A 19,797-nucleotide genomic window follows, 5' to 3' on the forward strand; every position below is an offset into this window, starting at 1 on the left:
TGCAGGTTCATCCGGCCGTTACGGAGGCAGAAATGGCTCTCGCAGACGTCGATGTCACGGAACAAAAACGCTTGAACGACGCGCATGCGGCGCAGGTGCCGTGGAAGCTGTGGGGGCCGTACCTGAGCGAGCGGCAATGGGGAACCGTCCGCGAGGACTACAGCGAAGATGGCGACGCCTGGAACTATTTCACCCACGATCAGGCGCGCTCACGCGCCTACAGGTGGGGAGAAGACGGGCTCGGCGGACTATCCGACGACCAGCAGCGACTTTGCTTCGCGCTCGTACTCTGGAACGGGCGCGACCCGATTCTGAAGGAACGCCTGTTCGGGCTCACCAATAGCGAAGGCAATCATGGCGAGGACGTGAAGGAGTATTACTTCTATGTCGACAGCACGCCCACGCACTCGTACATGAAGTATCTGTACAAGTACCCGCAGCAGGAATACCCGTACCTCGACCTGATCGAGACGAACCGCAAGCGATCGCGAGAAGAACTCGAGTACGAACTGCTCGATACCGGCGTGTTCGATGACGACCGCTATTTCGATGTATTCGTCGAATACGCGAAGCGCGATCCACAAGACATCCTGGTGCGCATTTGCATGCACAACCGCGGGCAGGACGCGGCGCAGCTTCGAGTCCTGCCGACGCTATGGTTTCGCAATACATGGTCGGAGAACCACGACGATCCCAGGCCGTCGCTGTGCGAAGAGGCGCCGGGCGTCATTCGAGCGCGCCATCATGAACTGGGCGACTACTGGCTCTATTGCGAAGGCGCGACCGAACTGCTGTTCACGGAGAACGAAAGCAATGCACGGCGTCTGTGGAATCAACCCAATGCTTCGCCCTATGTGAAAGACGCATTCCACGCGTATGTGATCGGCGGACAACGCGAGGCGGTGAATCCGGCCAAAACGGGAACCAAGGCGGCGGCCCATTACGTATGCAACGTACCCGGCCGCGACAGCGTGACGATCCGGCTGCGCCTGAGCGCGATAAGCCGTGACAACGCGTTCGACGGCTTCGAGAACAGCTTCAACGAACGCATTGCCGATGCTGATGAGTTCTACGAGCGCATCGCGCCGAACTCGCTGACGGAAGACCAGCGCCGGGTGCACCGTCAGGCGCTGGCGGGCATGTTGTGGGGCAAGCAGTACTACTACTTCGATCTCGAACTGTGGCTGCGCGAGCATGGGAGCCATCCGTTGCTGGACGGCGAGCGGCTCGATGTGCGCAACACCGGGTGGTTCCACATGCTGAACGCGGACGTGATCTCGATGCCGGACAAATGGGAGTACCCGTGGTACGCGGCCTGGGATCTGGCGTTCCACACGATCTCTCTGGCGCTCGTCGACTTCGATTTCGCGCAGGAGCAATTGCTGCTGATGTTGCGCACCCTGTATGTCCATCCGAGCGGCCAGATCCCGGCCTACGAGTGGAACTTCAGCGACGTCAATCCTCCCGTGCATGCGGCTGCCACGCTTTGGCTCTACCGGTACGGCAAAGAGTTGGGACGGGCCGACCCGCGCTTTCTCGAACGCTCGTTTCAGGGGCTGATGCTCAATTTCAACTGGTGGGTGAACCGCAAGGACCCGTCGGGACGCAACGTGTTCGCCGGCGGCTTTCTGGGGCTGGACAACATCGGGGTATTCGATCGCAGCGCGCAGCTGCCGACGGGTGGATCGCTGGAACAGGCGGACGGAACCGCGTGGATGGCTTTTTATTGCCAGTGCATGCTGGAGATGGCGATCATCCTGACGGAATACGATCCGATGTACGAGGAGATCGCCTTCAGGTTCGTCCAGCACTTCATGTGGATCGCCTATGCGATGGATCGGCGCGGCGAACATCCGGACGACATGTGGGACGAGCATGACGGCTTCTTCTATGATCTGCTGCGGCTTCCCGACGGCCAGACCATGCGTCTGAAGATCAGGTCGATGGTGGGGCTGCTGCCGCTGTGCGCGACCACCGTATTCGAAGCAGATTCGGTGACGCGGTATCCGAAACTGATGGAGCTGATCGCCCAATTCCGCAAACGCTACCCGGAGTTGCTCGCCCACGTGGCTCCGACGGATACGGGCTTCATCGGCCATCGGGAGCGCAGGCTCCTGTCGATCCTGAACAGACGCAAGCTCGAACGCGTGCTCGGATACCTGCTCGACGAGAACGAGTTCCTCGGACCGCATGGCATCCGTTCGCTCTCCCGCTATCACCTCGAGCATCCGTATGTGCTCAACATCGGTGGGACCGATTACAAAGTGCAGTACCTGCCGGCCGAATCGAATACGGGCATGTTCGGCGGGAACTCCAACTGGCGAGGCCCGGTATGGATGCCGGTGAACCTGCTCGTTGTCAGGGCACTGATGAACCTCTACAGCTTTTTCGGCGACGAATTCAAGGTGCAATGCCCGAGCGGGTCCGGGCATTACATGACGCTTTTCGAGGTGACACAGGAAATCGTCCGGCGACTGACGGGTACGTTCTTGCGCGATGCGGATGGAAAACGTCCCGTCTACGGCGGGACCAGCAAGTTTCAGGACGATCCGCACTGGCGCGATCTGATCCTGTTCTACGAGTATTTCCACGGCGACAACGGTGCAGGGCTCGGGGCCAGTCATCAGACGGGCTGGACGGGCCTCGTCGCACCTCTGTTGGACATGTTCGGGCGGATCGACGCTCGAGCCGTGCTCGACAGCGACCGCTGGCGCGTGATGGCCGGCGCTTCCGCGCATGAGGCAGGCGGCGGCGACAATGCTCTCAACGCGCACCGTCCGTAACCATCGATCCGGACGTCTTGAGGCCCATGACTATGCTCAGGAGGCTCAAAAGCGTCACAGTAGCGGCCAGGATCGCGGCCAGATGCAGACCTTCGGCAAGATGGTCGAACTCCGGCCGCACAAGGGCGCCGAACAACCCCACGCCGAGCACGCCGCCAATCTGACGCGCGGTGTTCAACACGCCGGATGCAATACCCATGTATGACGGTTCCACGTGCGCCAGTACCGCGGTGTTGATCGACGGCACCGCGAGCGCCACACCGACGCCAACACTCAGCAGAGGCAACGCGACTGCTAGCGCGCTGCTATCCACCCGCACGAACGCAAGCGAAACATAGCCGAGCGCCGCCAGCGCCTGGCCGACAAGCATCGGCAGGCGATAACCGAAGCGCGCCGTCAGCGAGCCCGACGCGACGTTTGCGACCGCGACCACCGCCGTCATCGGCAGGAACGCGAGGCCGGTTTCGAGCGGCGTGTCGTGACGCGCGTTCTGGAAAAACAGACTCATCGCAAACATCAGTCCGTAGTAGCCGAAATTCAGCGACAGCCCCGTTAGCGCGCTGACGTTCACCGCGGCGTGGCGGAACAGCGCGAGCGGTAAAAGCGGCTGCGCCTGCCGCGCCTCGACGATGACGAACAGCCCGCCCGCAACGGCCGCGACGGCCATTCCCGTCAATACGGTCATGCTGGTCCAGCCCAGTCTGCCGCTTTCGACAACCGCATACGTCAGCCCGACCAACGCAACGACGGCAAGCGTCTGGCCGGCCAGGTCGATGCGACGGGTCGCATGACCCTGCGTATCGGGTGCATGAGCGATGGTCAGCCAGATGCCCGCGACGCCAATGGGCACGTTGATCAGAAAAATGGCCGGCCAGCCGAAGCGGTCGACGAGCACGCCGCCGACCAGCGGACCCGCCCCCAGCGCGAGCGCCGCCGTGCCCGCCCAGACGCTGACCGCCCTGGCCCGTGCATGCGGCTCCGGAAACGCCGCGCCCAGCAGCGCCAGCGACGACGGCACGCACAGCGCCGCGCCGATGCCCTGCACCACCCGCGACCCAACCAGCAGCGCCGCGCCATCCGACAGCCCGCACCCCACCGATGCGCAGGTAAACACCACGAACCCGGCGACAAAGATGCGGCGCGCGCCGAACCGGTCGGCCAACGCGCCGGCGGTCAGCAGCAGACTCGCGAACGCCAGCGTGTACGCGTTGACGACCCATTCCAGCGCCGTCGAATCGAGGCCGAGACCATCGCGCATTCGGGCCAGTGCGACGTTCACCACCGTGACGTCGAGACAGATGATGACGAAGCCGAGGCTCGTCGCGAGCAAGGCAAGACGTGGTGATCGAGCCGGTGAGCTGAGCTGTTTGCGCATGATGTCCGTGCATGAAGTCGGGCGATGCGGCACCGGAATGGGCCGCAAGCGTCGTGTACGCGGACTGTATTCCCACAGCGAAGATTGATAAACGGACGGCAAATGGCAACAGAACCAATTATTATTGGGGAATGGATCTCCTCAAAGCGATGACCGTGTTCGTGCGCGTAGTCGAAAGCGGCAGCCTGACGGCAGCGGCGGTGGCATGCGACCTGTCGCCGACGATGGTCGGCAATCACCTTCAGGCGCTGGAAACGCGGCTTGGCGCGACACTCATCCATCGCACCACGCGCAAGCAGCAGATCAGCGCGTTTGGGCAGGCCTACTATGAACGATGCATCGAGATTCTCGGGCTGATCGACGATTCGGAACGGCTCGCGCTCGATCACCTCGCGACCCCACGCGGACGGCTGCGCGTAACCGCGCCCGTCGTGTTCAGCAACGAATGCCTGATGCCGGTGATCGCGGACTACTGCGAGCGCTATCCCGATGTGAAGCTCGATATCGTCGCCACCGATGCGCTGTCGGATCTGCTCGACGACGGCTTCGAGGCGGCAGTTCGGATCGGCGCACTGGGCAATCCGGATCTCGTCGCGCGGCCTCTGCAGCCGTACCGTCTGGTGTTGTGCGCGTCACGCGGGTATCTGGCAACGCATGGCACGCCGTCATCGCCCGACGCGCTGCGCACGCATCAGTGCCTGACATACGCGTATCCGCCGCGCTCGGAATGGCACGCGGCGCAGGCCGAATGGAGTTTGGAGGGTCCTAACGGCCGCGTGAGCGTGCCCGTCGACGGCAGGCTGAGGATCGACAATTCTGAAGCGCTGCGACGGGCGGTGTTGCGCGGCCTGGGCATCGCCATGCTGCCTGAGATTCTGGTGGCAGCGGATCTGCGAGCGAAACGGTTGGTAGAAGTGCTGCCGGCGTTTGCCGCGCCCGAGCGGCCGCTGAACCTGCTGTATCTGCGTGAGCGGCGGACGTCGCCTAAGCTTCGGAGCTTTATTGAATTTATGGTCGAGCGCTTCGGCGCGGAAGCGGCATCGCACAACGGCGCTTGACCAACCCAATAAAAGACCGTCACGCGCACGTTACCCGCCTCGATGCGGCCTTAATTTGATCTGGGTCAGTTGATCTCCCCCATGACCGACCACGATCTGTTTGAGGCGGGTCCCAACGAGGCCTTCACTGAAACACCGGTTTTCCCGACGCATCCTTGACCCTGGTCTTCCACTGCGAGCGGATTTCCGACACGACCGAATCCGGCAACGAGATGTAGTCAAGATCGCTGGCAGCCTGTCCGCCGTTCTTGAACGCCCAGTCGAAGAACTTCAGCGTGGCCGCGCCTTGCGCCGGCTTGTCTTGCGTCGCGTGCAACAGCACGAAGGTCGCGCCGACGACCGGCCATGCGTCCTTGCCGGGCTCGTTGGTCAGGATCTGGTAGAAGGACGTCTTCCAGTCGGCGCCCGAGGCGGCCGCCTTGAAGGTCTCGGTCTTCGGCGCAACCACCGCACCGGCGGAGTTCTTCAGGCTGGTGTAGACCATGTTGTTCTGCTTCGCATACGCCCACTCGACATAGCCGACCGCCCCCGGCAGCCGTTGCACGAAGGCGGCAACACCGTCATTGCCCTTGCCGCCCGTACCGGTCGGCCAGTTCACCGTCGTGCCTTCGCCGACCTTCGACTTCCACTCCGGGTTCACCTTCGACAGAAAGTTCGTCCAGATGAAGCTCGTGCCCGAACCGTCTGCGCGGCGTACCACGGCGATGTCCGTATCCGGCAGTTTGATGCCCGAATTCAGCGCGGCGATCGCCGGATCGTTCCATTTCTTGATCTTGCTCAGATAGATGTCGCCGAGCACGGCACCCGACAGAACCAGTTGCCCCGGCTTCACGCCAGGCAGGTTCACGACCGGTACCACGCCGCCCACCACCGTCGGGAACTGGAACAGGCCAGTCTTCGCCAGTTCGTCGTCCTTCATCGGTGCGTCGGAGCCTGCGAAATCCACGGTCTTCGCGAGGATCTGCTTGATGCCGCCCGCTGAACCGATGCCCTGGTAGTTGACCTTGCCGCCCCCCGCCTTATGGTAGGCGTCGGCCCACTTGTTATAGATCGGGGCTGCAAAAGTGCTGCCCGCACCGGTGATGTCCACGGTTTGCGCTTGCGCGGCCGCGAGGGGTAGAGCAACGGCAAGAACTGCAATTCCTCGTTTGAACAGCATGGTTTGCCTCCACGAGATTGACTGACCGGATCAATGGTTGCAGCAAGCTTCGCTCCGCGACGCAATTCCTCAACTACGCATCCTGCGGGCCCAGGGTACTTCGGCTGGATACCCGCAACTTGCGCGGGCGCGCGGTGTTCTTGCGATGATGCATTTCAATTCGCCCCAGCACGTCGGTGTCTGTATTGAGCGCTTCCAGAAGGTTGCGCCCTTTGCTCGGCTTTACGCACCCGGCACGGCTGCCCATCGCTCGAACCTTCAAACTTAAGCACTTCAGGTTACATTCCGTTGACAGCGGCATTGTTCGATATCAGGGAGAATGGCTCGCCGTCCGCCGCCCCGCTACACCGATCGAGGCGAGCGAGCCCGCCAAGCGGGTTACTGCGCTTCTGTCGGTAGTGGAATGTCGGTGAGACTGTCCTCGATCGCAGCCAACACAGCAGGCATCAGCGGCTCCCTGCCGATCCCCGCCCCTCCCAGCGCTTGCAGCACAGTGACGATCTTGTTTGCGTCATATCGACGGCCACTGCCCACCGCCTCTTCGAAGGCGTTGGCCCGCTGGTTCGCCTCATCCGGATCGGCACTGACAAGCAATACCGCATGCGCGAGCACCAGATGGCCCCGTCCATCGCTCGTCCGCATCGCGGCTGGCGCCTGTCGCCAATACTGCGCTGTGCCAGCAATCTTGCGAGCGTCAGTGTCGACTCCCCAAGCCAAATTGAAGCGACCGTCGCAAAATGAACCGTCCACTGCCTGGTAATGGGTCGTGACGCCGATCCCGCGCAGTGCGCTCCCGATGACTTCGCATAAGTGCATGTACACCGCCTCGCTCATTTGGCTCGGCTGCTGCTCGACGAAATAAGCCAGACTCAAATTTAGAATCCCGGGACCCTGCGGTACGAGGCCGCCGCCCGACATGCGTAGCCAGACGGGGCATCCGCCGCGAAGGAAAGCGCAGCGTGCAGATTCGAACTGCGGATAGCGCAGATAGCTGCGCGGTACCACCAAAGACCTCGGCGCTTCCCACAATTGAGCAACAGTGCGGCCACGCGCCGCTAAGTCCAGCAGTGTGTGCTCTGCCTGAAGGGGGTCGTGGACGGTCGGATCAGGTTGGATGAATTCGAATGACATAGTCAAAACGCGAAACAGAGCAACTCTCAGGATCGGTTGCAAGACGGAATGGCCGAAGCCTCGTCGTTTCCAACGAGGAATGTGACACCAGTTTCTGAGCCGGTCAACGTTGACGTCGAACGGGCGCGCGATGCTTCACCGACTTTGAACGTCAGCAACGGTGTCTTCTTCTCACGACGGTGGAAATCAAAATCGGCATTGACAGGCCGTGTCAGGCGTGTTCATATTTGTGCACCATATTCTATTTTTCGCACCCTAGGTGCATCGATCCCGGCATCCACGTAAAGCGATCTGCACCCAGCAAGACGCGTAATGTCCACCGCCTGAACCCCAATGTCTTCCACGAAACCACAACCCGATCCCGGCCCGCTTCGCTATCGCCCGTTTCGCGCAATATGGATGGCAATGTTGGCGGCGAGCCTTGGCGCCTGGGTGCAGAACGTTGGGGCAGCATGGTTGATGACTTCGCTCACGACGTCCCCGGTGATGATTGCACTGACCCAGGCGGCGACGACGATGCCGGCCTTCCTGCTCGGGATGCCGGCAGGAGTACTCGCCGATTCGATGGATAAGCGCCGCCTCTTGCTAGCCGCGCACTGTTGGATGCTGGTCTCGTCGATCTTTTTTTATGTTCTGTTGATGCTGGATGCAATCGATCCAGTCAGACTGCTGATCTTCACCTTTTTGCTCGGTTCAGGCAGTGCCGTATCAGTTCCGGCCTGGCAATCCTCAACCGCGGAAGCAGTGCCTCGATCGGCGTTGCTCTCTGCGATCGCTCTCAATGGAGTCGCTTTCAATGGCGCGCGCGCAGTGGGCCCCGCGTTGGCAGGGGCAGTCATCGCTGGGATAGGATCGTATGCAGTGTTCGCACTAACGACCGGGCTATTTGCGGTCGCAGTGACCATCTTTTTGCTTGGGTACAAGCCGGAAAAAGAACAAGTCGTTTCAAAGCAGGAGCGTCTGGTAAGCGCGATGTGCGTGGGCGTACGCTATGTGCTTGGTTGCGGTGTTTTGCGCGGACATCTGGTTCGCACATTCACCTTTGTAGTTAGCGCAAGCGCGTTGTGGGCGCTACTGCCGATCGTAGCGAAAAGTAACCCGGGTTTAGGCGGCGGCGGGTACGGTACGATGCTGGGGAGTATGGGAGCAGGCGCCGTGGCTGGTGGAATTGCACTTGGTCGGGTACGCCGTTTTCTGGCGCTCAATACTCTGGTCTGCGGTGCGTCTGTGTTGTTCGGCATTACGACGCTGATCGCCGCCCATGTGCAGTACAGCGCGCCTGTATATCTGTCCCTGCTCGTCGGGGGTGCCGCGTGGATCACATTCAACTCCACCGTCTCCTCGGCCTTCCAGGCGACTCTTCCCGCTTGGGTGCGAGCTCGGGCGTTAGCAGTTTTTTTGCTCACGTTCCAAGGCTCAATGGCATTGGGTGCATTGATATGGGGCGTTTGTGCGGATCACTTCGGTGTCTCGAAGACGCTAACTGCCGCTGCCTTGCTGATGCTCGCCGGACCGCTGCTCTTGCGGCGACACCCAGTGCGCATGGAGGCCGAGTTGATGCCTCCATCCACAATGATGGAATCGCAAGGCGGTAGTTGAAACCCGCAGCAAAATCAGCAGCGGTTATCCGTATTCGGCCGCAAAATCCCTGTTCCCACTCAGCTTACGCTGCCAGGCGGCTTCAGTACTTATAGACCCCCCAACCGGCTTTTCGCCCTAGCCGTCCCGCCGCAACCAGCTCCCGCAATAGCGGGCATGCGCGATACTTGGAATCGCCGAAGTCTTTCAGATAAACATCCATGACAGAAAGACAAACGTCTAGCCCGACCAGGTCGGCGAGCGCGAGTGGCCCGATCGGGTGATTCGCACCGAGCTTCATTCCGGCGTCGATTTCTTCCGCGGTGGCGACGCCTTCCGCTAGCACGAAAAACGCCTCATTGATCATTGGCACGAGGATACGGTTCACTACGAAGCCTGGCGAGTTGGTCACGCCTATCGGAGTCTTGCCGAGCCGTTCAGTCAACTCGCGCACCGCATTGACAGTGGAGTCGATGGTTTGCAGCCCACGGATGACCTCCACGAGCGTCATTAGCGGTACAGGGTTGAAGAAATGCATGCCGATGAAACGTGTCGGATCAGTAAGCACCGCACCGAGCGCGGTGATTGAAATCGACGACGTGTTCGACGCAATGATCGCATCGGCACGCGCCACCGACTCGATTTGCTTCAGGATGCGGATCTTCAGATCAACGTTCTCGGTTGCCGCTTCGATAATGATGTCTGCAGTGGAGAGGCGCTGATAGTCAGTGGAAGTTTCGATACGGGTTAGCGCAGAATCACGCGACGCCGCGTCCAGCTTTCCCTTGTCGACGAGACGCCCGAGATTCGCCGTCAAGGTTGACAGGCCCTTTGAGAGCGCCGTCTCGTTGACATCGATCATGACCACGTGGAGACCCGCCACCGCGGCGACCTGAGCGATGCCATTGCCCATTGTTCCGGCACCGACTACAGCTAGCGTTTTGAAAATCATATGTTCTCTCCTTGCAAGATCGAGGTTATCTTGTTCCTTTTCATCGACGAATGCCGGCTTCGGACGCCAGCCCGCCGCGAGCCGCGAACAACGAGGGGCTCTCTATAAACCATGATGACAAGGCCTTTCGCACGATCTTTCCGGCAAGCAGCTTTTCGGCTCCTGCAGGAGGCGGAATGATCAAGCTGCGGCGGAAGTATCCTGTCAGGCAAGCATGAATAAAAGTTGCCTCGAACGCGTAGTCGAGATCCTCAGATGTACCTGGCGGCTTTGCGATGCGTGCCAAGGTCGTCTCGATCGAGTACTGTGCAAGAAGCGCCGACTCCCTGAACATCGATGCCGGCAAAGTGCAATCGCCATCAATCTCCGTAGTGGACAGCGCGATCGAATACAACCGGCGCTTTCTCCCTATCCGTAGCACATCGACCAACCGCCGCTCGAGCTCGACACGCAACGCATCGATGGTTGCGATCGCGGCTTCTGCGCCGCACACAGTGAATGCGTCCAGCGGAAGTTCTGAGCGTTCGAACAGTGCGCTGACGAGCGACCACTTGTTCGTGAAGTGACCATAGATGGCGCCACGAGTCATACCGCTCGCACGAGCAATGTCCTCGAGGGTCGTCGACGCGACACCACGTTCGAAAAAAAGGCGTTCCGCGCTATCGAGTAGCTTCTCGCGTGTAGCGAGTCCTTGCAATTTCCGCTTCATTGCTTGCCCTCGACGGTCGGCGGATGCACATTTTCTTCGCCATCAGTGATTCACTGACGGTCTGCGAAGAGACACTCAGCAGCAGTGCGGCCTTTCGACACCGAGTCCATGAACATTACGTCACGGGGGCTCGATACAAGGTGCTGACCTCCGTCAACGACCAATGTCGTGCCCGTGACGCCATGCGCATTCGCGAGATACGCCGCCGCTTCGACGATGTCCTCCGGTCGCGAACCGCGCAGTAGCGGCGTCATCTTATGGACTGTGTCGAATTGCGCCTGTGTTTGATCGCCCGACACTAACGTCAATCCCGGAGCCAGCCCCACGACTCTGATTTTCGGAGCGAGAGCCTGCGCAAGTGCGACGGTCGCGTTGGCTAGCGCAGCCTTGGTCGCCGTGTAGGAGATGTAGTCGGGGTTCATGTTGAACAGCTTCTGGTCTAGCACGTTCACCACCACACCGCGTTTCGCTTCGTCCGATACCGCGCTGTCCGGCACCACCTCGAAGAGTCCTCGCGCCAACGCCAGCGGCGCGGCGACGTTGATCGCCATGAGTTCGAGCAACCGCGCATAATCGAATGTTTGGGCGGTATCTTCATCGAACCGTGACGCACAGTTCAGCACGCAGTCAAGTCGACCGAAGGCCTTCACGCACGCCGGTACCAGTTGCTCGACCTGTTCCTCGATCGCCAGATCAGCGCATAGGGCAACCGATCTGCGACCCTGCAACTTGATGTGGTCGACAACCTCTCGGGCTTCCTGTTTTGACTCGTGATAGTGCACCGCGACATCCCATCCTCGCGCAGCGAAACCGAGCGCAAGCGCCCGCCCGATCCGCCTGGCGGCGCCTGTTACGAGTACTGCGCGGCGGGAGGACCCGCCGTGATCCGAGTCTGATTCGATCATGTCAAACGGCCAGATTGGGAAGGCACGTGACCAGCCTTCGGATTGGCACCCTGCCCTGCTGGTCCAGAAGCGCCGCGGCAAGGCTATGCATGGAAAACTCAAATTTCCAGGTTATCGATCAGTCGCGTGTTGCCGAGGCGCGCAGCGGCAAGGATAACCAGCTTGCTGTCATCGGCCTCCTGCGCCGTGGGTGATCGCAGATTGGCCTGCTTGCGCACCGAGATGTAATCCGGCTGCCAGCAACGATCGACCAACGTGGAGAACGCGCGTCGTTCGATACCGTGAATATCTTTCTCTCCGCTCAAAACCTTGTCGCGGATCTGATTCAGGAGCCGATACAACGTTGGCGCCTCGACCCGCTCCTCGGGCGTCAGGAAACGATTGCGAGAGGACAAGGCAAGACCGTCGCAATCACGGATGGTTTCGCCCGCTACCACGTCCGTCGGCATCGCGAACTGCTTGCACATCTCCCGAACAATCACCAATTGCTGGTAGTCCTTTTTTCCGAAAACGGCGACACGCGGTTGGGCGCACAACATCAGCTTCATCACCACCGTGCACACACCCTGGAAGAACCCGCGCCGGAATTCACCCTCCAGCATGTCGCCGATGCCGCCAGGCGGCTGCACTCGATACTCCTGCGGCTGAGGGTATAGATCCTCTTCCGTAGGGGCAAAGACGACATAGACGTTCTCCTTCTGGAGCTTCTCGATGTCCGCCTCCAGCGTTCGCGGATAACGCGCAAAATCCTCCCCCGGCCCAAACTGCAGCGGATTGACGAAGATGCTCGTGACGACAGGATCCCCATGCTGCCGGGCGAGCCGGATAAGCGACAAATGCCCTTCGTGCAAATTGCCCATGGTCGGCACGAATGCGGTACGGTTTTGCCCGCGCAACTGCGCGCGCAGCTCGTCGATTGACCGAATCAGTTTCATTCTGAGACTTACCTCTGAGACCTGGCTGACATCTGCTTACATGTTTGGATAGTTCGGACCGCCGCCGCCTTCCGGCGTGACCCACACGATGTTCTGGGTCGGGTCCTTGATGTCGCAGGTCTTACAGTGCACGCAATTCTGCGCGTTGATTTGCAGACGGTCCTCGTCCTGCTCGTCCTTCACGTACTCGTAGACGCCTGCTGGACAGAAGCGGGTTTCCGGGCCTGCATACGTTCGCAGATTGACGTTCACCGGCACACTCGCGTCCCTGAGCGTGAGATGCGCCGGCTGATTCTCTTCGTGATTCGTATTCGAAATGAAAACAGACGACAGACGGTCGAACGTGAGTTTGCCGTCCGGCTTTGGATACTCGATCGGCTTGCACTGCGAGGCGGGTTTCAGCATTTCGTGATCGCGATGCCGGTGATGCAGCGTCCAGGGCACATTACCGCCCAGCACTTTCTGCTCGATGCCCACCATCAACGTGCCGAGGTACAGGCCTTTGCTCATCCACTGCTTGAAGTTGCGCGCCTTGTACAGCTCCGTGTAGAGCCACGACTGCTTGAACGCCTCCGGATAGGCCGCGAGTTCGTCGTGCTGGCGGCCAGCCTGCAACGCATCGAAGGCGGCATCCGCGGCCAGCATGCCGGTCTTGATCGCTGCGTGACTGCCCTTGATGCGCGACGCGTTCAGGAAGCCGGCATCGTCACCCACGAGTGCGCCGCCCGGGAATACCAGCTTAGGCAGAGACGTCAGGCCACCGGCTGTGATCGCGCGCGCACCATACGACACGCGCTTGCCGCCTTGCAGGAACTTGCGGATTTCCGGATGCGTCTTGTACCGCTGGAACTCCTCGAATGGCGAAAGATAGGGGTTCTGATACGCGAGACCGACGACAAAACCCACCATCACCTGGTTGTTGTCGATGTGGTACAGAAACGAGCCGCCATAGGTGTCCGACTCCAGCGGCCAACCAGCCGTATGAACCACCAGACCCGGCTGATGTTTCGAAGGATCGATCTCCCACAGTTCCTTGATGCCGATGCCATAGACCTGTGGATCGGCGTTCTTGCCGAGATTGAAATTCTCGTTGAGCTGACGGCCAAGATGACCGCGGCAGCCTTCGCAGAACAGCGTGTACTTCGCGTGCAACTCCATCCCGAGCTGGAAGTTCTCGGTGGGCTCGCCGTGTTTGCCAATGCCCATGTTGCCGGTGGCGACGCCCTTGACCGAGCCGTCCTGGTTGTAGAGGACTTCAGCGGCCGGAAAGCCCGGGAAAATCTCCACGCCCAGTGCCTCGGCCATTGTCCCAAGCCAGCGCGTGACATTCCCGAGGCTGATCACGAAGTTGCCGTGGTTCTTGAAGTTGTCCGGCAATGCCCAGTTCGGGACCGACTTCGCACCAGTTTCCGAAAGGAAAAGGAACTTGTCTTCGGTCACGGCGACGTTCAGCGGCGCGCCCTGTTCCTTCCAGTCGGGTATCAGTTCATCGAGCGCGCGTGGGTCCATGACAGCGCCCGAGAGGATATGCGCTCCGATCTCCGAGCCTTTTTCCAGCACACAGACGCCAATCTCGGCGTTCTTTTCGGCTGCCAGCTGCTTCAGGCGGATCGCCGCGGACAGGCCTGCGGGACCGCCGCCGACGATGACCACGTCATATTCCATCGACTCGCGCGGCCCATAGCCTTGCTGATTGCTTTCCTCCATCCCCACTGCCTCCTTGACGCGTCGAAACGTCCCGATACCTGTTGGACTGTCGCCCGAGTGGGCGATGTCAACACGGGAATTGCGCTCTGCGTCTCCCATGGTCGACAGCAGGGAGTATATATAAATGAATGGCGTATAACAATATGAACGCAAGACGCGCGAGGCACGCCGCCCCGCGACGTCTCAGAGCGGCGATCCCCTCGACACGTCAAGGAATCCCGCGGTCTGCAACTTCTGGAAGATCGTCTCTACAGCAACCTCGGCAGAACTGGTCGTGGTATTGATGTGGATTTCGGGCTTCACCGGCGCCTCGTAGGGTGAATCGATGCCAGTGAAGTTCTTCAACTCTCCGCGACGCGCTTTCTTGTAGAGTCCTTTCGGATCGCGCTGCTCAGCCACTTCCAATGGCGTGTCGATGAAGACCTCGATGAATTCACCCTCCTCCATGAGCTCGCGCGCCAGTGCGCGCTCCGCACGAAACGGCGAAATGAATGCGGTAATGACGATCACGCCGGCGTCGGCCATCAATTTCGCCACCTCGGCAATGCGCCGGATATTTTCGACGCGGTCTTCGGCCGTGAAGCCGAGATCCTTGTTCAATCCATGCCGAACATTGTCCCCATCGAGCAGATAGGTTCGCTTGCCCATTGCATGCAAGCGTTTCTCGAGCAGATTCGCAATCGTCGATTTACCCGCACCAGAAAGGCCTGTCAGCCAGACGACGCCGCTCTGATGCCCATTGAGGGTCCGTCGCGCATGTTTGTCGACTTCCAGCGTCTGCCAGCGAATATTGGTCGCACGGCGCAGTGCGAAGCGCAGCATACCCGCACCGACCGTGCTATTGGTCATGCGGTCGATAACGATGAAACCGCCCGTCTCGTGGTCCCGCTCGTATGGATCGAAAGCGATCGGACGGTCGAACTCCAGTTCGGCGACGCCGATTTCGTTCAACGCGAGAGTCTCAGCGGCGACGTGATCGAGCGTCTCGACATTGAGCTTGTATTTCAGCGGCAATATCGTCGCCGTGACGGTCCGAGTGCCGATCTTCAGCAGGTAGCTGCGTCCACGGAGCATGGGTTGATCGCTCATCCATACGAGCGTTGCTTCGAACTGGTCGGCAACCTGCGCTGGCGAATCGGCCGCTGAAATCAGATCGCCACGAGAGACATCCACTTCGTCGGCGAGCAGAAGCGTCACCGACTGCTCCGCGAAGGCCTCGTCGAGCTCTCCATCGGCCGTCACGATTCTTGCGACGGTGGTTTCCCGCCCTGACGGCTGAACTTGCACACGCTGTCCGACGCGTACGACACCGGACGCAATAGTTCCTGCAAACCCACGGAAATCAAGGTTCGGGCGGTTGACCCACTGCACCGGGAAACGCAATGGCAGGGTCTGCAAACGGGCTTCGTCGATCTCGACAGTATCGAGGTGATGCATCAAGGACGGCCCGTCGTACCATGGCGTCTTTGTGCTCCTTTCAACAACGTTGTCGCCATATACGCCCGAAATCGGAATTGCCGTCACATCGGATATACCGATTTTTTTTGCAAATTCGCAATACTCGCGCGAAATTTCGTCGAACCGCTCACGGGAGTAATCGACCAGGTCCATCTTGTTCACCGCAAGAACCACGTTGCGAATGCCGATCAACGACACGAGATAGCTATGCCGTCGCGTTTGCTGCAACAAGCCTTTGCGTGAATCGACGAGGATGATGGCGAGATCCGCCGTGGAAGCCCCCGTTATCATATTGCGGGTGTACTGCTCATGCCCGGGCGTATCGGCAACAATGAACTTGCGGCGGTCCGTCGAGAAAAACCGGTAGGCGACGTCGATGGTGATGCCCTGCTCGCGCTCGGCAGCCAGACCGTCGAGCAGCAGCGCGTAGTCTATTTCCCCACCACGCGTACCGACCTTCTTCGAATCGGCTTCGAGCGCGGCAAGCTGATCCTCGAATAGCATCCTGGATTCATAGAGCAAACGGCCAATCAACGTGCTCTTGCCGTCATCCACGCTCCCGCATGTGATGAAACGCAGAAGGCTCTTTCTTTCGTGCTGCTTCAGGTACCGTTCGATATCGGTCCCGATCAGGTCAGAGACGTGTGCCATTAAAAGTACCCCTCCTGTTTCTTTCTCTCCATCGATGCGGCGCCGTCGTGATCGATCACCCGACCCTGGCGCTCGGAGGTCGTCGTCAAGAGCATTTCCTGAATGATCTGCGGCAATGTCGTGGCGTTCGACTCGACCGCACCGGTCAGCGGATAGCAACCCAGCGTGCGAAAACGCACCATTCTGTGCTCTGCCTTTTCGTGCCGCGAAAGCGGCATGCGGTCGTCGTCCACCATCACCAGCGTGCCGCCCCGATTCACTACGGGTCGCCGCGCGGCGAAATATAGCGGCACGATCGGGATGTTCTCGAGGTAGATGTACTGCCAGATGTCCAGCTCGGTCCAGTTTGAGATGGGAAACACGCGGATCGACTCGCCATGGTTCTTGCGCGCGTTATAAAGGCGCCACAGTTCGGGTCGTTGACTCTTCGGGTCCCATTGATGGGTGGCGGTACGGAATGAAAAAATTCGCTCCTTCGCACGCGATTTCTCTTCGTCCCTGCGAGCGCCCCCCAAAGCGGCGTCGAAGCCGTACTTATCGAGCGCCTGCTTCAGGCCCTGTGTCTTCCACATGTCGGTGTGAACCTGCGAACCATGATCGAACGGATTGATTCCAAGTTCTTTCGCTTCCGGATTCTGGTGGACGATTAGCTCCATTCCGGCCTCGCGAGCCATCCGGTCGCGCATCGTGTACATGTCGCGAAACTTCCAGGTGGTATCGACATGCAGGAGCGGAAACGGGGGCGGCGCCGGGTAAAACGCCTTTTTTGCCAGATGGAGCATGCAGGCGCTGTCCTTGCCGATCGAGTAAAGCATCACAGGGCGCTGTGACTCAGCGACGACTTCTCGCATGATATGAATGCTCTCGGCTTCGAGCCGCCGCAGGTGAGTCAATGTGGGCATGGCAAATCCTTTTACAAAGGCGATTCACTGCGCGGCTGCGATGGCGGCCAGCATCAGTTCGGCGATCTCCGCTCGACATATGAGCAGATCGGGCATCGAAACGTCCGACCCGTTATAGATGCATGGACTACCGTCGATGCGGCTCGCATGAAGTCCGGCCGCAAGCGCGACCCCTACCGGAGCGCACGAATCCCATTCATATTGCCCGCCGGCATGAAGATATGCGTGCGCCTCGCCACGCAGCACTGCCATTGCCTTTGCGCCTGCCGAACCCATCGGCACGAGTTCGGCATTCAAGCGCTGGGCAACCCGTAGTGCCAGTTCGGGGGCGCGGGAACGGCTCACGAGAATTTTTAGACGCCCCTCAGGCGCTGGGGGCAACTCAGGCGGCGATAAAGTTCCGAACGTGACGCCACGAGCCGGAAGCGCGACAGCACAAGCGCGCGGCTCGCCGCAAACCGTCAGTGCGACATGGACCGCCCAGTCGTCGCGCCGCTCGAGGCATTCGCCATACTCGCGCGTGCCATCGAGCGGGTCGATGATCCATACACGATCGAGGGCTAGCCGCTTTGGATCCGGTGCGGACTCTTCCGAAAGGAAGCCGTCTGCCGGTCTGGTGTGAGCGAGAATGTGCGTGATCAGCTCGTTTGCCGTGGCATCGCCCGCTGCTCCCAGTGGTTTGCCCGCAAGGACCGCCGACGCGCGTATCGCGTTCAAGGCAGCTCCGGCCGCCGTAGCAATGTGCACGGCCAGGCGGTGATCGTCGTCAACCGAATGCACGGTGCCAGCCGTGTTCATTGAACCGCTCCATTGCGAGGCACCTGTTCCATCGCGGCGAGACCCGCTGGTGTGTACCAGATGTGCTCGATATAGTGACCCAGCGTTGCCCGGTGATCTGTGTAGAAGTACCGGGCGGACCCGGGCGACTGGCCGTCGATGACGATGGGCAGGCCCGCGGCAGCCATTTCGCTACGCTGCGTTTCGAACGCCGCTTCGCTATCGATCAACTGCGCGATGTGGTGATGGCGAATCGCGAATCCGTCTCGCGGCAGCGCATCACGATACACACGGTCGTCGCCGGATAACGGCTCGATCAGTTCAAGCTGAACCGATCCGACGAATGCTAGCGCGATGTTCAGCTTGCAGTAGTGCCCGGCGATCGACTCGATTTCAATGCCGGGCAAGCGCGCCCACGTCTGCACATTCTGTTCCCTGCAAAAGTGGTCAATTGCCTTGTCCACGTCGGTGGTGACGTACGCGATCTGCAGAAAGCCGGAAAACGGAGAAAGTGACAGCGTGCTCATCATTGCAGTCCATAGGTAGTCATGTAGCGGGAGAATCGCTCCCGGATCGCCTCGGGTGCAAGGCCGAATTCGGCTTGGGTATATTTATGCACACCATGAGCGCGTTCAGGGCTCTGCTCAACTCGCCGGCGCATTGCTTCCATCGTTTCCTCGGTCAGTTGAAAGCCGAAGTGACCGTAAATCCGCCGCATCGTACCAATCGGATCGGCGTGAAGGTCGGCTTGGCTGATATCGAGGAACTGCTTCTTCGGCAAGGACGCGCGCGCCGCCATTGCTGCTTCGCTGGCCCACGCCCAATTATCGAGTTCGCGCGCGCCGATCTCGTGCCTGTCGACTTGCTCGCCCTCGGAAATTCGACGCGCCATCGCCAGCACGCTCGCGAGCGAAGGCAGCGCCTCCACGGGATTCCGATGTGTCTGGACCACGCATGCGTCGGGAAAAACCTCGAATAGTGCGGGCAACTGCATCAGGTGTCCGGGATTTTTCAGCAGCCACGTTTTTTCGGGGTCGCGCGCGCCGATCAGACTAAGCGCCTTTGCAAAGTAGCGATAGGCCGGCAGTTCGCTCTGCTCGCGCCACCAGCGATCGTATTGAGGTACGCGGAAGGACGACCCCCACAGATTGCTGCAAAAACCCTGCTTGAGTATTTCGAGGCATTCATCGACCTCGTCGGCGACGATGTTATGTGCTGCGCGCATCTCTGGCGCCGACCTGAAAAAGGCCTCCAGTCCGGCCGCGGTCGCCTGGAACTGAACATGGTTGGTCCACGTGTCGCGAGGCGGCCGGGGCTGTGGAAACACGGTCAGCCACTTTTCCAAACCCTGAAATTGCGGGTCGACCGAAAGCAGCTTGTGCAATGCGGTCGTCCCGGTCCGAGGTATGCCGGTGATGACGAGCGGACGCCGCGGAGTCTGGGACAAGACATCGGCATGCCTGCGCAGGCCCTCCACTAGCGTCAGCCGCGAGACCAAAGCACCGACAACTGCATTCCACGCAAATTCCCGGCCCCCTGGCGCGAAGCGCGGGCCATCCTCGTCGAAAGCGTTCAGAAGTTGCGTCAGGCCGGGCATGTATTCGGCGCTGGAGCCGAAATCGCTCAAGCCAGTAGCGGCACTCGCGACTGCATGAAGCTCATCCTCCGCACCCGAAAATCGTTTTGATGGCGACATCTATCGTCTCCTGAAGATCCC

The 19,797-nt window shown here is 60.2% G+C and carries 16 protein-coding genes; 3 read left to right on the top strand and 13 right to left on the bottom strand.

All coding sequences use genetic code 11. The features are described from left to right. Positions 1-32: 32 nt before the first annotated feature. Positions 33-2,783, top strand: coding sequence for a glucosidase (locus AB3X95_RS10595; RefSeq protein ID WP_368621279.1), 2,751 nt, complete (start codon positions 33-35; stop codon positions 2,781-2,783). Here AB3X95_RS10595 and AB3X95_RS10600 read toward each other — a convergent pair. Then, positions 2,764-4,158: an MFS transporter gene (locus AB3X95_RS10600; protein ID WP_368621280.1), complete on the bottom strand. Its 1,395-nt coding sequence runs from the start codon at positions 4,156-4,158 to the stop codon at positions 2,764-2,766. The two genes, AB3X95_RS10595 and AB3X95_RS10600, sit on opposite strands and share 20 nt — an antisense overlap. Before the next feature lie 131 nt (positions 4,159-4,289). On the opposite strand from AB3X95_RS10600, the gene AB3X95_RS10605 reads away from it, so the two are divergent. Next, positions 4,290-5,216: a LysR family transcriptional regulator gene (locus tag AB3X95_RS10605; protein WP_368621281.1), complete on the top strand. Its 927-nt coding sequence runs from the start codon at positions 4,290-4,292 to the stop codon at positions 5,214-5,216. A 124-nt stretch (positions 5,217-5,340) separates the two neighbouring features. Here AB3X95_RS10605 and pstS read toward each other — a convergent pair whose 3' ends face one another. Beyond that, on the bottom strand, positions 5,341-6,375 hold the full coding sequence (gene pstS / locus AB3X95_RS10610; protein WP_176369210.1) for a phosphate ABC transporter substrate-binding protein PstS: 1,035 nt from the start codon (positions 6,373-6,375) through the stop codon (positions 5,341-5,343). Positions 6,376-6,753: 378 nt separating this feature from the next. Then, positions 6,754-7,506, bottom strand: a complete 753-nt coding sequence (locus tag AB3X95_RS10615) for a lipoate--protein ligase family protein (protein WP_176369209.1) — start codon at positions 7,504-7,506, stop codon at positions 6,754-6,756. Between the two features lie 333 nt (positions 7,507-7,839). Between AB3X95_RS10615 and AB3X95_RS10620 the strand changes: the two genes are divergently transcribed. Continuing rightward, positions 7,840-9,105: an MFS transporter gene (locus AB3X95_RS10620; protein WP_368621282.1), complete on the top strand. Its 1,266-nt coding sequence runs from the start codon at positions 7,840-7,842 to the stop codon at positions 9,103-9,105. Positions 9,106-9,187: 82 nt separating this feature from the next. On the opposite strand, the gene AB3X95_RS10625 is transcribed toward AB3X95_RS10620, so the two are convergent. The 10 genes from AB3X95_RS10625 to AB3X95_RS10670 all read right to left on the bottom strand — a co-directional run bounded on the left by AB3X95_RS10625 (position 9,188) and on the right by AB3X95_RS10670 (position 19,776). Then, positions 9,188-10,036 (bottom strand): 3-hydroxybutyryl-CoA dehydrogenase, encoded by an 849-nt coding sequence (locus AB3X95_RS10625; protein ID WP_176369207.1) that lies wholly within the window; start codon positions 10,034-10,036, stop codon positions 9,188-9,190. A gap of 40 nt (positions 10,037-10,076) precedes the next feature. Then, entirely contained in the window at positions 10,077-10,745 is a 669-nt protein-coding gene (locus AB3X95_RS10630) for a TetR family transcriptional regulator (RefSeq protein WP_176369206.1), read from the bottom strand. Positions 10,746-10,795: 50 nt separating this feature from the next. Beyond that, positions 10,796-11,650 (bottom strand): SDR family oxidoreductase, encoded by an 855-nt coding sequence (locus AB3X95_RS10635; RefSeq protein ID WP_368621283.1) that lies wholly within the window; start codon positions 11,648-11,650, stop codon positions 10,796-10,798. 98 nt (positions 11,651-11,748) lie between these two features. Further along, complete coding sequence (gene panC / locus AB3X95_RS10640; protein ID WP_368621284.1) at positions 11,749-12,585, bottom strand: pantoate--beta-alanine ligase; 837 nt, start codon at positions 12,583-12,585, stop codon at positions 11,749-11,751. 36 nt (positions 12,586-12,621) lie between these two features. After that, positions 12,622-14,292 carry an electron transfer flavoprotein-ubiquinone oxidoreductase gene (locus AB3X95_RS10645; RefSeq protein WP_368621285.1) on the bottom strand — a complete coding sequence of 557 codons (1,671 nt, stop codon included), beginning with the start codon at positions 14,290-14,292 and terminating at the stop codon, positions 12,622-12,624. 183 nt (positions 14,293-14,475) lie between these two features. After that, positions 14,476-16,401: a sulfate adenylyltransferase subunit CysN gene (gene cysN, locus AB3X95_RS10650; protein WP_368621286.1), complete on the bottom strand. Its 1,926-nt coding sequence runs from the start codon at positions 16,399-16,401 to the stop codon at positions 14,476-14,478. After that, complete coding sequence (gene cysD, locus AB3X95_RS10655; RefSeq protein ID WP_184228000.1) at positions 16,401-17,303, bottom strand: sulfate adenylyltransferase subunit CysD; 903 nt, start codon at positions 17,301-17,303, stop codon at positions 16,401-16,403. Before cysD ends, cysN begins: the two co-directional genes overlap by 1 nt. A gap of 24 nt (positions 17,304-17,327) precedes the next feature. Beyond that, positions 17,328-18,101 carry a 3'(2'),5'-bisphosphate nucleotidase CysQ gene (locus tag AB3X95_RS10660; protein ID WP_368621287.1) on the bottom strand — a complete coding sequence of 258 codons (774 nt, stop codon included), beginning with the start codon at positions 18,099-18,101 and terminating at the stop codon, positions 17,328-17,330. Then, positions 18,098-18,607 (bottom strand): VOC family protein, encoded by a 510-nt coding sequence (locus AB3X95_RS10665; protein ID WP_368621288.1) that lies wholly within the window; start codon positions 18,605-18,607, stop codon positions 18,098-18,100. Before AB3X95_RS10665 ends, AB3X95_RS10660 begins: the two co-directional genes overlap by 4 nt. Further along, positions 18,607-19,776 (bottom strand): sulfotransferase, encoded by a 1,170-nt coding sequence (locus AB3X95_RS10670; RefSeq protein WP_368621289.1) that lies wholly within the window; start codon positions 19,774-19,776, stop codon positions 18,607-18,609. Before AB3X95_RS10670 ends, AB3X95_RS10665 begins: the two co-directional genes overlap by 1 nt. Positions 19,777-19,797 lie beyond the last annotated feature (21 nt).

The organism is Paraburkholderia sp. BR13444 (genome assembly GCF_040948755.1).
GTDB lineage: Bacteria > Pseudomonadota > Gammaproteobacteria > Burkholderiales > Burkholderiaceae > Paraburkholderia > Paraburkholderia youngii.

Excerpts from the sequence above, each read along its gene's own strand:
- AB3X95_RS10635 (WP_368621283.1), bottom strand. The coding sequence starts at position 11,650 with ATGATCGAATCAGACTCGGATCACGGCGGGTCCTCCCGCCGCGCAGTA.
- AB3X95_RS10670 (WP_368621289.1), bottom strand. The coding sequence starts at position 19,776 with ATGTCGCCATCAAAACGATTTTCGGGTGCGGAGGATGAGCTTCATGCA.
- AB3X95_RS10620 (WP_368621282.1), top strand. The coding sequence starts at position 7,840 with ATGTCTTCCACGAAACCACAACCCGATCCCGGCCCGCTTCGCTATCGC.
- AB3X95_RS10660 (WP_368621287.1), bottom strand. The coding sequence starts at position 18,101 with ATGAACACGGCTGGCACCGTGCATTCGGTTGACGACGATCACCGCCTG.
- AB3X95_RS10595 (WP_368621279.1), top strand. The coding sequence starts at position 33 with ATGGCTCTCGCAGACGTCGATGTCACGGAACAAAAACGCTTGAACGAC.
- cysD (WP_184228000.1), bottom strand. The coding sequence starts at position 17,303 with ATGCCCACATTGACTCACCTGCGGCGGCTCGAAGCCGAGAGCATTCAT.
- AB3X95_RS10665 (WP_368621288.1), bottom strand. The coding sequence starts at position 18,607 with ATGAGCACGCTGTCACTTTCTCCGTTTTCCGGCTTTCTGCAGATCGCG.
- pstS (WP_176369210.1), bottom strand. The coding sequence starts at position 6,375 with ATGCTGTTCAAACGAGGAATTGCAGTTCTTGCCGTTGCTCTACCCCTC.
- panC (WP_368621284.1), bottom strand. The coding sequence starts at position 12,585 with ATGAAACTGATTCGGTCAATCGACGAGCTGCGCGCGCAGTTGCGCGGG.
- AB3X95_RS10625 (WP_176369207.1), bottom strand. The coding sequence starts at position 10,036 with ATGATTTTCAAAACGCTAGCTGTAGTCGGTGCCGGAACAATGGGCAAT.
- cysN (WP_368621286.1), bottom strand. The coding sequence starts at position 16,401 with ATGGCACACGTCTCTGACCTGATCGGGACCGATATCGAACGGTACCTG.
- AB3X95_RS10605 (WP_368621281.1), top strand. The coding sequence starts at position 4,290 with ATGGATCTCCTCAAAGCGATGACCGTGTTCGTGCGCGTAGTCGAAAGC.
- AB3X95_RS10630 (WP_176369206.1), bottom strand. The coding sequence starts at position 10,745 with ATGAAGCGGAAATTGCAAGGACTCGCTACACGCGAGAAGCTACTCGAT.
- AB3X95_RS10645 (WP_368621285.1), bottom strand. The coding sequence starts at position 14,292 with ATGGAGGAAAGCAATCAGCAAGGCTATGGGCCGCGCGAGTCGATGGAA.
- AB3X95_RS10600 (WP_368621280.1), bottom strand. The coding sequence starts at position 4,158 with ATGCGCAAACAGCTCAGCTCACCGGCTCGATCACCACGTCTTGCCTTG.
- AB3X95_RS10615 (WP_176369209.1), bottom strand. The coding sequence starts at position 7,506 with ATGTCATTCGAATTCATCCAACCTGATCCGACCGTCCACGACCCCCTT.